The organism is Thioclava pacifica DSM 10166 (assembly GCF_000714535.1).
Classification (GTDB): Bacteria; Pseudomonadota; Alphaproteobacteria; order Rhodobacterales; family Rhodobacteraceae; genus Thioclava; species Thioclava pacifica.
In genome coordinates, this window is record NZ_AUND01000041.1 from 86317 (window position 1) to 99806 (window position 13490).

Sequence of the window (13490 nt, forward strand, 5' to 3'; positions counted from 1 at the left end):
CGTTAGGCGAGACGCGATGGATATCCTCTGGGCGGCCTTGGGCGACATTCTCAGCCCCGGCAATTTCGGTCTGCTGCTGGGCGGGGTCGTTCTGGGCCTCGTTGTCGGCGTCATTCCGGGTATCGGGGGCCTCTTTGGCCTCACGCTCCTCGTTCCACTGACCTACACGCTCGACCCGGTCGCCGCCTTCGCACTCTTGCTTGGGATGGCCTCGGTCACGACAACGTCAGACACGATCCCGGCCGTGTTGATCGGTGTGCCCGGAACGGTGGGCTCGGCCGCCACGGTTCTGGATGGCCACGCCTTGGCCAAACAGGGGCAATCCGCACGCGCCCTCGGAGCGGCCTACTCTGCCTCGATGATTGGCGGGCTGTTCGGCGCAGTCCTTTTGTCGCTCGCTTTGCCCGTCATGCGGCCGCTCGTGCTGATGCTGAATTACGGAGATCTGCTGGCGATCACGATATTCGGGCTGACGCTGGTCGCAATGCTCTCGGGACAGGATCAACTCAAGGGATTGCTCGCCGCCTGCCTGGGTGCATTGGTCGCCTGCGTCGGCCTTGATCCACATGCCGGGGAAGAACGCTGGACCTTCGACCTGCTCTACCTCTGGGACGGCATTCCCGTAGCTCTCGTGTTTCTAGGTATCTTCGGGATTCCGGAACTCGCCTCGATCCTCAACCGTGGCGGCGTCAGTCAGGAGGCCGAAGGTCAGGATCGCACGCGACTGCGCCAAGGCATCGGCGACACGTTGCGAAACTGGCGTCTCGTGCTTCGCTCGGGCGGGATCGGCGCCTGTCTGGGCGCCTTGCCGGGGGTCGGCGTGACGGTGATCGAATGGATCGCATATGGCGATGCCGCGCGAAAACGCAAACCCCATGAGGCGGAGTTCGGAACAGGAAACATCCGTGGCGTGATCGCCCCCGAGAGCGCCAATAACGCCAAGGAAGGCGGCGCTCTGCTACCCACGCTCGCCTTCGGCATTCCGGGCTCGGCCACGATGTCGATCCTCCTCGGCGCCTTCGCCCTGCACGGGATCGTGCCCGGGCCGCGCATGCTCGACGACCATGCACCGCTGGTGATCACGATGATCCTGACCATCGCAATCGCAAACCTCGTTGCGACAGGGGCCTGCCTGGGGCTCACGCCGCTTCTCGCTCGGATCGCGAGAGTGCGGGGAACGACCTTGGTGCCGGTCGCCATGGTCTTTGTGGTCTTCGGCGCCTACCAGCTCCATAAGGATGTGATGGATCTCCTCTTCCTGCTGATCTTCGGCGCTTTGGGGATCATGTTGCGGGGGCTTGGCTGGTCACGCCCGGCTTTTGCGCTGGGCTTCGTTCTGGGCCACAACCTCGAGAGCTTCTTCTTTCTCTCCTACCAAATCTCGGGCTGGACCTGGTTGTCTCAGCCGCTGGTCGTCCTTTTTCTCGCAGTCGCAGTCGCACTTGTCGCACGACAAATCCTCAAAGGTTTTCGCGCCCGCGCAGGTCGGACCCGCGTTCCGCCAAAGCGCGCCGATCTCGCCTTCCTTATCTTGCTTGCGTTCGTCTTTGCGGCGGGATTGATAAGCCTTCGTACCCTGCCTTTCTCCGCCATGATCTTTCCGACCGCGACCTCCGCACTCGCGCTTTCGCTGAGCTTGATCTTGATCGGCCGCAGCCTGTTGTGGTGGAAAAAGCCTCGCGAAATCACGGCTTGGGCCATCGGAGGGGATATCAAGTTCATCGCCCTCGTTTGCCTCCTTTCGGCGCTTCTACTGGCCTTCGGACATCTCACTGGAACGGCAGCATTTCTTCTGATCATTGCCGCGATCTATCGCTATCGCCTGCCGCACCTCGCGGGCATCATGGTCGGCGTGCTTGCAGCACTCTGGTTCCTATTCGATCTGCTCGTGCCTCAGACATGGCCCGCCCCACTTCTTTTTTAGTGGCGGGCCTCATAACTGGAAAAGGACGCTTTCGGCGGGAACGCGACGGAAAAGTCTGGTCCAGCCACCCCTCACAAAGCCCCTTTCAGGCAACGCCGGCAGCGTCTGGAAATCGGGTGTCTCATCGGTCGTCGACAATTCACTTCCACCGCGAGTTCTTTGGCTGCGCGCGGCTCACGGGCCTAAAACCGCTCCAATCTGCATTGCGCGAACAAGGCCTCGGCCCCGGACCTGTCGAGCAGCGCGGTTCCCTCCGTACCGACAGTCGCGGCGGCGGCTGCCACGCCCCATCTCAGCGCCTCCTCTGGCGCCTTTCCCTGCGCGAGCGAAAAGGTGAAGGCCCCGACCAGCGCATCCCCTGCGCCGATCTTGCTGCGCACCGGCACTTGCGGGGCGTGGCAGAAAAACTTCTCGCCATTGGCGACCATCGCGGAGCCCTGCGCGCCGTGCCCGGAGATCACGATACGCGCGACGCCGCGTTCAACGAGCCCCTCGCAAAAGGCCAGATTGTCAGCAACCGAGCGCATCGAACAGCCCAGCGCCTTTTCCATCTCGCTTCGGTCAAGCCGCAGAACATCCAACGGCGCCGTCGGGGACGATATCAAGTGTAACAGCGGCGCCTTGGAGGTATCGACAATCAGTCGTGCATTGTTTTGCGACACAACAGCCTGCACCTTTTGCGCAAAGTCCTCGGGAAGGCCTTTTGCGGCGCCCCCGCTGAGCACGACAAAACCATTCTTGGGAACCACCTCCGATATCCGTTCGAGGATCATGGCTGCTTCGCTCTCGCTCACCCGCCCGCCGGGCAGGGTAAATCGAAACTGTTCGCCTGAAGCCCCGTCGGTGACCGCAAGGCTGTATCCTGTTTCGCCAGCCACCCGGCATGCCTCGACCGGCACGCCCTCCGCCGCCAGCAGTGCCAGAAGGCGATCGCCCATCGCGCCCCCAACCACGACAAAGGCCCGCACATCTCCGCCAAGCCTCGAGATCGCGCGCGCGACATTGACCCCACCACCACCCGGATCGACCCGCGGCTCCGAGCAATAGAGCTTCGGCCCTGCCTCGACATGATCCGTGGAAGTCGCAAAATCGACAGCCGGTTTGAGGGTGATCGTCAGAATGTCCGGCACGGCCCCTCCCCCCGTTGCAGATGACGGTGACGATGCGGGGAATCCCGACCGGCATGACGTTCGTTCATTCCGGCGCCCCTATCCGCCCTATGATTGCCCGGCGCACAGCGGACCCGCAAGGTTTTCAGCCTAGCCGTGATTTTCGAAACGACGGCTGCGGCAAATCATGCGCGCCGACCTGCCGCCGACAAAGTCACACACCTTGTCCGACAAAACGAAATGCCGCGAAGCACTCCGAACGGGCGAAGCTGCGCTGAAATCGACCTATGTCGTGAGCGAAGACCGTCGCCTCTGATTTCACGCCTGCTTCTTGCGTAGCCAATCCGTAATGAGTTCGCGCAGGTGCTCCCCCGAGAACGAGGGGAAATGCCCACCATGAACGACGCGCACCGGCAATCGCAGAAGACGCTCCATGGACCGAATGTAATCGGCGGCATCGGCGTGATAAGTGTCCTCGATGAGCGGTCCGTCATAGACGATGTCACCCGAGATCAGGATACCGGTCGCCGCTTCCCAGAGCGCGATGCCGCCGGGGCTATGGCCGGGCGTGTGGATCACCTCGAAATGCCTATCCCCGAGGTCAATGATATCGCCATCGACGAGCAACCGTGTCGCGGGCGCCCCTTTCACTGCATAGGTCGTCGAGCTGTAAGGCACGTCAGGAAGCGCGTCGAAGATGTCGTCGGTGACATAGGGATCGGCCAACGTGCTCGCGCGCGTCGGACGCGCCAGAATCTCGGCCTCCGCCTCGTGGCAAAGCCTGCAGGGAAATTCGTGGTGACAGCCGATGTGATCGAAATGGGTATGGCTCGCCACCGCGTCGAGCGGACGCTCACTCACCAGAGGGACCCATTCGCGCAGCGACACAACGCCCATGCCGCTATCGACCATCAGATCACGATCGCGCCCGCGCGCATGCCAGATGTTGCAGCGGTAAAATTCCTGAATCCACGGCTCGTCGATCCAGGTGATCCCATCGCCAACGCGGCGCTGGCGATACCAATCCTTCGGCGGGATACGGTTCATCAAACGTCCTCCGAGAGCAGCACCGGATCTCGCCCGAACAGCTCGACCTCCGCCCCCGGCGCGGGATGCGCGCCCTGAGGCAGATTCACCGTCAGGGTGAGATCGGGCGCCTTGAGCGGCACGAAATGACAGCGGTGATGGGTTCCGAAGAATGCAACTTCTTGCAGCCGGGCGCGCCCCATACTGAAGCTGCCATCGAAGCCGATATTCTCCGGTCTCAGGCACAAGAGACCTTCGCCGAGATCGAACGGGAGCGGGCCGAGCGGCGAGATCGAAGTCCCGCCTTCGCGACGCACCGGAATACGGTTCATCTCTCCCATGAAATCGGCAGAAAACAGCGTCCGCGGGCGAAGGTAGACATCCTCGGGCGTTCCGAAATGTTCGATATGGCCGCGGTTCATGACCACGATCCGATCGGCGATCGCCATCGCCTCCTCCTGATCATGGGTCACATGGATGAAGGTGGTGCCGACCTTGCGCTGGATATTCTTGAGTTCGTCCTGCATCTGGCGGCGCAGCTTCAGATCGAGCGCGCCGAGAGGCTCGTCGAGCAAGAGCACATCCGGCTCCACCGCAAGCGCCCGGGCAAGTGCCACCCGCTGTCGCTGTCCGCCCGAAAGCGCGTGCGGTTTGCGCGCGGCAAACGCTGCAAGCCCGACCATCTCGAGCATCTCGAGCGCCCGGTCATGACGCGCCTTGCGCCCGACGCCGCGCATTCTCAGGCCAAAGGCGACATTGTCGCGCAGGTTCATATGCGGAAAAAGTGCATAGTCCTGAAACATCGTGGTGGTCGGGCGATCCTTGGGGGCGACACGGGTCATATCACGGCCGCCAATCAGGACCTCGCCTTCTGACGGCGTCAGAAAGCCACCGATGATGGACAGAAGCGTGGTCTTGCCGCAGCCCGAAGGCCCGAGAAGTACGATGAATTCACCCGCAGCGATCTCGAGATCAATTCCCTCGAGCGCCGTGAAACTCTGGAACCTGTGACTGACGGAACGGATCTGCACCTCGGCGGTCATTTGGACCCCTTTCGGAAAAGCGTAAGCTCAAGCGTCACGACGACAGCGACAGAGACAAGGAACACGAGCGAGCCCACCGCGTTCGTCGCGGGCGAAAGGCCGGAACGCAGCATTGACCAGATCTCGACAGGCAGCGTCACGTCGAAGCGCGTGAGAAGGAAGGCGATGATGAACTCATCCCAACTGAAGGTGAACGACAGGAAGAAAGCAGCAGCGAGCGACGGGGCAAGCATTGGTGCCGCGACATGCCAGAGCACCTGCCACTCGCGCGCGCCGAGATCGCGTGCAGCCTGAAGCGCGCTTTTCTGGTGCTCCCCGATCGCGGCGTAGAGGATCGCGAAGCAAAGCGGCAGGTTGATCACGACATGACCGATCCCGGTTGCCAGAAGCGAAGGCCGGATGCCCACCTGATTGAACATCTGCAAAAGCCCCAGGCCGATGATCAGGTAGCTAACCGTCATCGGTGCGATCAGCAGTCCGCGCATCAGCGCGCTGCCCGGCAGGGCCGCCCGAGCCAATCCAGACGCAGCTAGAAACCCCAAGGTGACGGCCACGAGCGACGACAGGATGGCGACCATCATCGAATTGACGAGCGCGTCCATCAGGTCGCGATCCCCGAGGATCTTGGCATACCATTTCAGCGTCGCGCCCTTGAAAGGCGGAACGGGCAACCGGCCGTCCTGAAACGAAAAGATGACCAACACGACGACGGGAAGCAGGATGAAGGTGAAGATCGCGCCGAGATAGACCCAGGAGAGCGTGCGCATCAGACCCGCTCCATCTTGAGCCAGCGTGCGCAAGCGAGATAGGCAAGCGTCACGATCAGCATCAGAACCAGTGAGAGAGCGGAAGCCATCGGATAATCGCCGCGCCGCCCGAGTTGCAGCATGATGAGCTGCGGCAGGGTCAGCTCGTTATTGCCGCCAAGGATCTGCGGAGTGATGTAATCGCCGATGCACAGCACAAACGTCAGGAACGCCCCCGTCACGACCCCGGGCAACGTAAGCGGCAGGATCACCAGGCGGATCACCTGCCATCGCGAAGCGCCCAGATCCTCGGCCGCGCGCGCATAATTCGGCGAGAGTTGCACCAGATTGGAATAGATGGTCAGCGTCAGCAGCATCACGAAGAAATGGACGAAGCCAGTCACGGTCGCGCTGCGCGTGGCCATGATCTGCACCGGCTCGGAAAGCATGCCGAGACCGACGAGGGCATTCATCACGACCCCCTTCTCTCCCAGCACGAGCGCCCAGGAATAGGACCGCACGACATAGGAGGTCCAGAACGGCAGGACCGCGAGCAGCAGCGCCAGCCGCCGCCAGCGTACCGGGACGCGAGTGGCAATGATCCAGGCGAGCGGCCAGGCGAGCGCCACTGAAATGACCGTGACCAGCACCGTGATTTCGAGCGAGACTGCGATCCCTTTGAGCAGCGACGCTTCGGTGAAGATCTTCGCGTAGTTTCGCAAGTCCGGCCCCGAAACCACGGAGCGTCCTTCAAGATGCGACAGGCTCATCAGCGCCATCGCGAGGAAGGGAAGGACGAAGAAGATCAGAGTCCACAAGAGTGCGGGAGCGACGAGTGTCGCTCCCTGACGTTTCTCGATCCGTTCGATGCTCATGCGCGCACCGTCCTTAGTTCTGGAGCATGTCGGTCCACATGTCCTGCATCGCCGCATCCGTCTGCGCATCCGGCACCGGATAAAGTTGCGCCCGGGCGAGATAATCGGTCTGATCGCTCCAACGAAGGACCGACTTCTCATCCTCGCTCAGAGCATCTCCCGCCGCCATGTTCGCCGGCATGCCCCAATAGCACGACGAGGTCGCAAGCCGTGCCTGCCCCTCGGGCGAGGTGATGTATTTGATGAACTCGATCGCAAGTTCGGGCTTTTGCGTACCCTCGACCATCCCGATCGACTGCGCCCAGAGCAGGCCGCCCTCCTTCGGGATCGTCCAGTCGAGATCGGGATTTTCGGAGTGAAGCACCGCAGTCAGCCATTCGCCACCGCCGATCAGCACGTCGACCTCACCGGTTGCAAGCGCGGTCTGGCTCGCCACCACGTCCGAGACCTGCTTGGAGGCCGCCTTGAGCTTCATCAGCGGATCGCGCAGCTTCTCGAGCGCCGCAGCGTCGAGATTGGCGGTGTCGATCCCTTCCGCGAGACCGACCAGCCCGAGGACCGGCAGGTAATAGTCATAGATCGCGATCCGGCCATCATATTTCCCCGACCAGAGCGAAGCGAGGCTTTCCATGTCCTTCGGGTCCACCTTCGCCTTGTTGTAGGCCAGCGTGTTGTACCCGAACTTCTCGGTCACCGCGTAGGTCTTGCCATCGACGGAATTATGATCCGCCAGTACGACCTGCGGGAAGTAATCAGCGGTCGAGACAGCCCCGTCCGGCAGCGGCGCGAGATAGCCCTGTTCCACGGCGCGCGCGACATCGACAGCGTCGATCACCATCACGTCCCAGTCTCCGGGCTGCGATTGCTGGAGGATCGTCAACCCCGCCGCAGTCCCCTCATACTCCTTGACGTTCACGCGGACATCATGGGCCTTCTCGAAGGGTTCGAGCAGCTTCGGATCCGCATGGTCGCACCAGATCAGTGCATTGAGTTCTTCAGCCTGCGCCGCGGGGACCAGACCGAGCAGCAACGCCGCAGCGGCGCATGTTCTCTTGAAAGTCATCTCTCTCTCCTGTTGCGTGCCGGCATCTTTTCGCGCCGTGCGATAACGAAAAAGTTGAACTGGTTCATTTTTGTAGTCAATAATAATTTTCAGACCGATCAGGAGGACCGATGGCGGGGCTTCGCGAAAAACAGAAAGCCAAGCGCAATCGCGCCATTCTCGAGGCAGCAAGCGCGCTTTTTGGGCAAAGCGGGTACGAGGCAGCCCGGATCGAAGCCATCGCGGAACGCGCCGAAGTCTCCGTCGGCACGTTGTACAATTACTTCGAAACCAAGGCCGATCTCCTCCTCGCGATCGTGTCGATGGAGGTGGAAGAGGTTCTTCATCAGGGCGAGGAGGTTCTCGCCAACCCGCCTGCCAACCCCAAAGACGCTCTGTGCGCGCTGATCTCCGTCTACTACGATCACTCGCTGGTCTATTTGACCAAGGAGATGTGGCGCACGGCAATGGCGCTCGCGATCCAGCATCCCGAGACACCTTTCTCCAAGCGCTATCGAGGGCTCGACGCGGCCCTGAGCGATCAGGTGATTGCCTTGGTGCACAGCTTGCAAAGCCGCGGCACCATCAGGCAAGAGGCTCGACCGCAGCTTCTCGGCGAGATGATCTTTCTCTGTCTCAATGGTCACTTCATGGCCTTCACGACCTCCGAGACGATGAGCCTTACCGCGCTCAAGGAAACGGTCTTCGCCCAGATGCACGAAATGATGCGGTTCCTTGAGCACTCGGACGATCGCGCCGAGGCATAGATTGACGTGAGGCACGAGGGACTGCCAGTGAAGCCCGCCGCCTTCGATCGCAACATCTGATCGGCACAGAGGCCTGCGAGCGACCAGATCGCTCATTCGCTACGACCGCGTTCAGATCCCATCAGTCGCGGCAGATCTCCGAACCGGCCGATCAGACCGAAGACCAGAGCGGCAAGCAGGACGAAGAGAACCGACACCACGCCGAGGATGGGCGTGTAGCCATAGCGCAGGGCGTTGAAGATCTTGATCGGGATCGTCTCGACGGTGAACCCGGCAACCATATAGGCGATGATGTATTCGTTCAGGCTGAGCACGAAGGCGAAGGCATAGCCCGAGACGATGAAGGGCAGCACGAGCGGGCCGATCACGGTGCGCATCACGGTCCAGCGCCCTGCCCCCATCACGCGCGCCGCTTCGAGCAGCGATCTGTCGATACCTTTCAGGCCAAGAGAAATCGTTACGAGCGGCAGCGTGACGAGGAAGACCGCATGCGCGATGATCGTCGCCCAGATCTGGCCGTAACCGCCGACAGTCATCCAGAACACCATGAAACCGAGCGCCGTGATCACGGGTGGCAAGGTGAACGGTGCAAGCCCGAGCCCCGTCAGCACGCGCGCCGCAACACCGTTTCGTTCCCAGGCGAAAAGCGCGAGCGGCAGCGCGATCGACACCGAGAGCGCGGAGGCGCAGGCGGCGATCAAAAGCGAATGACCGAGCGGCACGAGCCATGCGCTATCCTGAAACAAGGAGCCATACCAGCGCAGCGACGGCTCGACGGGTGGAAATCGCAGCGTCTGCGGCCCGTTCAGAGACACCCCCGTCACCACCACCAGCGGCGCAAGCAGCAAGAGCAGGATTACCACCACATAGGCGCGTTTGAGCAGTTGCGTCATGCCGCCCTCCTCTGGCGCCCCGCAAGCGAGGCAAGCCCCACAAGCGCCAGCGCCACGAGCATCAGGAAGATCGACATCGCCGCGGCGAAGGGCAGGTTCGTCTGGTAGATCGCCTGGTCAGTGATGTGAACCGACAAGGTCCAGTCTTCAGAGCGCCCCAGAAGCTGCGGGAGAAGATAGGAACCGAGCGTGAAGACGAAGACGAGGATGAACGCCCCGACGATGGCGCCCCTCAGGTTCGGCACGACCACTCCGAAGAAGGCCCGGCTAGCCGACGCCCCCATCACGCGGGCGGCCTCCACGATCTCGGGATCGAGCCGGGAAACCGGTGGGTAGAGTACGAGAACCGCGAACGGAAAGCCGATATAGCAAAGCCCGGTCACAAGGGCGAACAGGGACGGCGTGTAGGCCCGCGGCTCTGCGATCAGCCCAAGCCAGTAGAACAGGTTCGAAATCCCGGCTGTCTTGGACAGCAAAGTCGAAAGCGAGAAGCCGATGATCACCTCGGAGAGCGACAGCACCGAGAGCAGAACGACAAGCGCCACGGTCTGCGTGCGGTGACTCATCGACGCGAGAAACACGGTGAAGGGAAAGGCCAGCACGACACAGATCGCGGCGGCCGCGACCGACACCCCGACCGAGACCGCCATGACCTTGGCAAAGAAGGCCGACAGGAAGCGCGCGTAATGGGTGAGCTCAAACCCGGGGATGAAGGCGCCCGCCGGATCGCGATGCGAGACCGAGACCGCCAGCATGATGCCGAAGGGAACGAGGAAGAAGATGGCCAGCATCAGCGCCGGCCACAATCCGACCCAACCCGGCGTCGCGCGCATCTCAGCCCCGTCCTTCATGTCACCACCACGCGCTCGCCCGGCCGGAAGTCGAGGCTCACCCGGTCGCCGGGGCGATAGCTCGCCTGCGTCTCGGGGGTGAGTTGCGCGATGATCTCCTGTCCGCTCGCCTGCAACAGCACATGGCGGCTCTCGCCCAGATCGCGAACAAAGGTCACCTCGGCCTCGATCGCGCCTTTGCCGGTGGGCACGATCCCGATGTGCTCGGGACGCACCGAAAGCTGCACCGCCCCGTGATCGACACCGATCCGGTCGCCCTCGGTGATCGGCAACCGCGCCCCCAGAACCTCGATCGTCCCGTCATGGATCGCGCAGGGCAGAAGGTTGGTCGTACCGATGAAGCCTGCCACGAAGGCATTCGCCGGATTTCGGTAGATCTCCATCGGTGCGCCTGCCTGCTGGATGACGCCATCCTTCATCACGATCACCAGATCGGCCATGGTCAGGGCCTCCTTCTGGTCATGGGTGACGACAATGGTGGTCACGCCAAGGCTCTGCTGGATCTGGCGCAGCTCGATTTGCATATGCTCGCGCAGCCCTGCATCGAGGGCCGAAAGCGGCTCGTCGAGAAGGAAAACCTTGGGATCGATGGCAAGCCCGCGCGCGATAGCGACACGCTGGCGCTGTCCGCCCGAGAGCTGGTCGATCCGCCGCGCGCCCATCCCCGGCAGCCGCACCAGCTCGAGCAATTCTTCGGCCCGTGCCGCGCGCGATGCACGATCCGCTCCCCGGATCGCAAGCGGATAGGTGATGTTTCCAGCCACATCGAGATGGGGGAAAAGCGCCAGAGACTGAAACACCATGCCCATGTCGCGCCGGTGTGTCGGCATCCGGGTCTGATCTTCTCCATTGACGAAAATGCGACCACCGCTTGGAGCTTCAAGCCCGGCGATCACCCGCAACAGCGTAGTCTTGCCGCACCCCGAAGGCCCGAGAAGGCAGACGAATTTGCCCGTGGGAATTTCGAGCGAGACATCATCGAGCGCAGTGAATGTCCCGAATGTCTTGCACAACCGTTCGATGCGCAGGTTTGTCATCGCTGTCCCATTCCGTCTGAACAGATGAATGCCGTGGCAGCAAGGAGCCGCCACGGCACGGGTTTGGCCAGATCAGCCAGTGATCATTTCGGACCACTTCTGATTGATCCAGTCACCGCGATCCACATAGATGTCGTAAAGCGGCAGGATCGGCGCCTGGTCCGAGGACACGGACGCGAACTCCTCGTCGGTCAGATCGGTCAGATCACGCGGCACGGTCGGGGCGGTGCCGACATTGCGCGACATCTTCGCCTGGATCTCGGGTTGCGCCATGTAGTCGATGAAGATCTGCGACTGTTCGAGCGCGCTCGAGGCTTTTGACACCACCCAGGAGCCGGAATCGAGGACAGCGCCCTCTTGCGGGAAGGTCGACCGGACAGGCTTGCCCTGTGACGCGGCGAGCGAGGTGACATCGTGGTAATACTCGCCCATCGGGATTTCCCCGGTTTCGAGCGCCTGTTGGAATTGCCCCTCGTCACGGTACCAAAGGCGCACATTCGGCTTCACCTCGGCGAGCTTCTCCATGACCTTGAGGATGCCCTCTTCGGTCTTGAGGATGTCAGTGCCGCCGAAATGGGTGCTCGCGGTGATTTCGAGCAGGAAGGAGTTCGTCGCAAGCGACATCAGCCCCAGCTTGTCCTTGTTCGCCGGATCCCAAAGCGCCTGCCAGGACGTCGGCGCCTCGGGATAGGCGTCGGTATTGGTCACGAGGGTGATATACCAGCTCACAGCCCCGGTGCCATAGACGCTGCCATCCTCGTAGCGATGCACGAAGTGGTCGGGCAGCGCTGCGATCTTGCTCATCTTGTCAGCGTCGAGCTTGGCCCAAAGCCCCGAACGCTCGCCCTTGATGCGCGGCAGTTGCGCCATCATCGACACGTCGGCCGGTGCCTGACCCGCACGCGCGGCCTGAGACAGCTGAACAAGCCACGCCTCGCCCGTGGGCTCGGCGATACTCTCGATTTCGATGCCCGTGGCCGCCGTGAAATCTGGGTAGATGAACTTGTCGAAGCTGTCCTTGAAGTAGCCACCATAGGTGCCGACCTTCAGCGTGGACGTAGCCGCGCGCGGCACGGTGGGGGCCGCGAGAGCGGCCGCTCCAAGCGCCGCACTCAGTAGAAACTCGCGTCTTTTCATTGGATTATCTCCCTGTTGTCCGGCTTCTATTTTCGCCCATGCGGCACGCCGGGCAGCGCGCAGAGCATTTCATAGAGGAAGTTGGCGGCAATCACGGCAGTGTTGCCCGCCATATCATAGGGCGGCGACACCTCGACCAGATCGCAGCCCACGAGATTGAGCCCCGCCGTTCCGCGGATGATCTCGAGCCCCTGCATCGTCGTAAGACCGCCGACCTCGACCGTGCCTGTCCCGGGCGCAAAGGCCGGATCGAGGCTGTCGATATCGTAGGAAAGATAGACCGGAGCATCGCCAATACGCGCCCGGATTTCCGCCATCAGAGGCGAAAGCGATTTGTGCCAGCATTCCTCAGCTTGAATGCAGGTCCAGCCGCGCTCACGGCCCCAGTCGAAATCATCCGGTCCGTAGCCGGTGCCTCGCAGCCCGATCTGGAAGACCTTATCGTTGATCAGGCAGCCCTCTTCCCAGGCGCGCCGGAACGGGCAGCCATGTGCGACGGTCTCACCGAACATGTCCTCATTCGTGTCAGAATGCGCGTCGACGTGAATGAGGGCGACGGGCCCGTGCTTCTCGGCAATCGCGCGAAGAATGGGCCAGGTCAGCGTGTGATCGCCGCCGAGCGTGAGCGGGATCACGTCATGCGTCAGGATCGAGCGGTAATGCTCCGCGATGATCTCCACCGACTTTTTCAGATCGTAGAGATTGATCGGCACATCCCCGATATCGGCCACCTGCAGATATTCGAAGGGCGCGGCACCCGTCGCCATATTATAGGGCCGGATCATCCGGCTTTCGTCACGGATCTGGCGCGGGCCAAGTCGCGTGCCGGGACGATTGGAGGTTCCGATATCCATCGGGATTCCGACAAAGCACGCGTCGAGTCCTTCCGCTGTGGGTGCGGAAGGCAGTCGCATCATCGTTGCGGGTCCGCCGGTGCGCGGCATGGCATTGCCGCTCAGGGGTTGATTCAAACGGTTTTCGGTCATCGCAGTCTCCGTTGCGCGGGCGGAGAATGCGATGCCGCGTTGATCTGAAAAATA

General features: G+C 62.0%; 13 protein-coding genes. 2 read left to right on the top strand and 11 right to left on the bottom strand.

Annotation, left to right across the window (positions count from 1 at the left end; all coding sequences use genetic code 11):
* Positions 1-16 precede the first annotated feature (16 nt).
* A complete protein-coding gene (locus TP2_RS17075) occupies positions 17-1924 on the top strand; it encodes a tripartite tricarboxylate transporter permease (protein WP_038079987.1) in 1908 nt (635 codons plus the stop codon).
* A 182-nt stretch (positions 1925-2106) separates the two neighbouring features.
* Here the strand turns inward: TP2_RS17075 and TP2_RS17080 are convergent, their stop codons facing one another.
* The 6 genes from TP2_RS17080 to TP2_RS17105 form a co-directional block, all read right to left on the bottom strand.
* Positions 2107-3054, bottom strand: coding sequence for a 1-phosphofructokinase family hexose kinase (locus TP2_RS17080; protein WP_038079989.1), 948 nt, complete (start codon positions 3052-3054; stop codon positions 2107-2109).
* Between the two features lie 297 nt (positions 3055-3351).
* Positions 3352-4080 carry an MBL fold metallo-hydrolase gene (locus TP2_RS17085; protein ID WP_038079995.1) on the bottom strand — a complete coding sequence of 243 codons (729 nt, stop codon included), beginning with the start codon at positions 4078-4080 and terminating at the stop codon, positions 3352-3354.
* A complete protein-coding gene (locus tag TP2_RS19055) occupies positions 4080-5102 on the bottom strand; it encodes an ABC transporter ATP-binding protein (protein WP_038079997.1) in 1023 nt (340 codons plus the stop codon). The genes TP2_RS17085 and TP2_RS19055 overlap by 1 nt, the downstream gene beginning before the upstream one ends.
* Positions 5099-5869: an ABC transporter permease gene (locus TP2_RS17095; RefSeq protein WP_038079998.1), complete on the bottom strand. Its 771-nt coding sequence runs from the start codon at positions 5867-5869 to the stop codon at positions 5099-5101. The genes TP2_RS19055 and TP2_RS17095 overlap by 4 nt, the downstream gene beginning before the upstream one ends.
* On the bottom strand, positions 5869-6723 hold the full coding sequence (locus tag TP2_RS17100) for an ABC transporter permease (protein ID WP_038079999.1): 855 nt from the start codon (positions 6721-6723) through the stop codon (positions 5869-5871). Before TP2_RS17100 ends, TP2_RS17095 begins: the two co-directional genes overlap by 1 nt.
* Positions 6724-6736: 13 nt before the next feature.
* Positions 6737-7786, bottom strand: a complete 1050-nt coding sequence (locus TP2_RS17105; RefSeq protein ID WP_038080000.1) for a polyamine ABC transporter substrate-binding protein — start codon at positions 7784-7786, stop codon at positions 6737-6739.
* A gap of 110 nt (positions 7787-7896) precedes the next feature.
* On the opposite strand from TP2_RS17105, the gene TP2_RS17110 reads away from it, so the two are divergent.
* Complete coding sequence (locus tag TP2_RS17110) at positions 7897-8532, top strand: TetR/AcrR family transcriptional regulator (protein ID WP_038080001.1); 636 nt, start codon at positions 7897-7899, stop codon at positions 8530-8532.
* Between the two features lie 92 nt (positions 8533-8624).
* On the opposite strand, the gene TP2_RS17115 is transcribed toward TP2_RS17110, so the two are convergent.
* The 5 genes from TP2_RS17115 to speB all read right to left on the bottom strand — a co-directional run bounded on the left by TP2_RS17115 (position 8625) and on the right by speB (position 13436).
* Positions 8625-9425: an ABC transporter permease gene (locus TP2_RS17115; RefSeq protein ID WP_038080003.1), complete on the bottom strand. Its 801-nt coding sequence runs from the start codon at positions 9423-9425 to the stop codon at positions 8625-8627.
* The gene (locus tag TP2_RS17120; RefSeq protein WP_051692803.1) at positions 9422-10276 is read right to left on the bottom strand and encodes an ABC transporter permease; all 855 of its coding nucleotides are present in this window, start codon (positions 10274-10276) and stop codon (positions 9422-9424) included. Before TP2_RS17120 ends, TP2_RS17115 begins: the two co-directional genes overlap by 4 nt.
* Positions 10273-11313, bottom strand: coding sequence for an ABC transporter ATP-binding protein (locus TP2_RS17125; protein WP_038080007.1), 1041 nt, complete (start codon positions 11311-11313; stop codon positions 10273-10275). Before TP2_RS17125 ends, TP2_RS17120 begins: the two co-directional genes overlap by 4 nt.
* 72 nt (positions 11314-11385) lie before the next feature.
* The gene (locus tag TP2_RS17130; protein ID WP_038080009.1) at positions 11386-12450 is read right to left on the bottom strand and encodes an extracellular solute-binding protein; all 1065 of its coding nucleotides are present in this window, start codon (positions 12448-12450) and stop codon (positions 11386-11388) included.
* Between the two features lie 26 nt (positions 12451-12476).
* A complete protein-coding gene (gene speB / locus TP2_RS17135) occupies positions 12477-13436 on the bottom strand; it encodes an agmatinase (protein ID WP_038080011.1) in 960 nt (319 codons plus the stop codon).
* Positions 13437-13490: the final 54 nt, after the last annotated feature.

Excerpts from the sequence above, each read along its gene's own strand:
- TP2_RS17100 (WP_038079999.1), bottom strand. The coding sequence starts at position 6,723 with ATGAGCATCGAACGGATCGAGAAACGTCAGGGAGCGACACTCGTCGCT.
- TP2_RS17095 (WP_038079998.1), bottom strand. The coding sequence starts at position 5,869 with ATGCGCACGCTCTCCTGGGTCTATCTCGGCGCGATCTTCACCTTCATC.
- TP2_RS19055 (WP_038079997.1), bottom strand. The coding sequence starts at position 5,102 with ATGACCGCCGAGGTGCAGATCCGTTCCGTCAGTCACAGGTTCCAGAGT.
- TP2_RS17120 (WP_051692803.1), bottom strand. The coding sequence starts at position 10,276 with ATGAAGGACGGGGCTGAGATGCGCGCGACGCCGGGTTGGGTCGGATTG.
- TP2_RS17115 (WP_038080003.1), bottom strand. The coding sequence starts at position 9,425 with ATGACGCAACTGCTCAAACGCGCCTATGTGGTGGTAATCCTGCTCTTG.
- speB (WP_038080011.1), bottom strand. The coding sequence starts at position 13,436 with ATGACCGAAAACCGTTTGAATCAACCCCTGAGCGGCAATGCCATGCCG.
- TP2_RS17075 (WP_038079987.1), top strand. The coding sequence starts at position 17 with ATGGATATCCTCTGGGCGGCCTTGGGCGACATTCTCAGCCCCGGCAAT.
- TP2_RS17125 (WP_038080007.1), bottom strand. The coding sequence starts at position 11,313 with ATGACAAACCTGCGCATCGAACGGTTGTGCAAGACATTCGGGACATTC.
- TP2_RS17130 (WP_038080009.1), bottom strand. The coding sequence starts at position 12,450 with ATGAAAAGACGCGAGTTTCTACTGAGTGCGGCGCTTGGAGCGGCCGCT.
- TP2_RS17110 (WP_038080001.1), top strand. The coding sequence starts at position 7,897 with ATGGCGGGGCTTCGCGAAAAACAGAAAGCCAAGCGCAATCGCGCCATT.
- TP2_RS17105 (WP_038080000.1), bottom strand. The coding sequence starts at position 7,786 with ATGACTTTCAAGAGAACATGCGCCGCTGCGGCGTTGCTGCTCGGTCTG.
- TP2_RS17085 (WP_038079995.1), bottom strand. The coding sequence starts at position 4,080 with ATGAACCGTATCCCGCCGAAGGATTGGTATCGCCAGCGCCGCGTTGGC.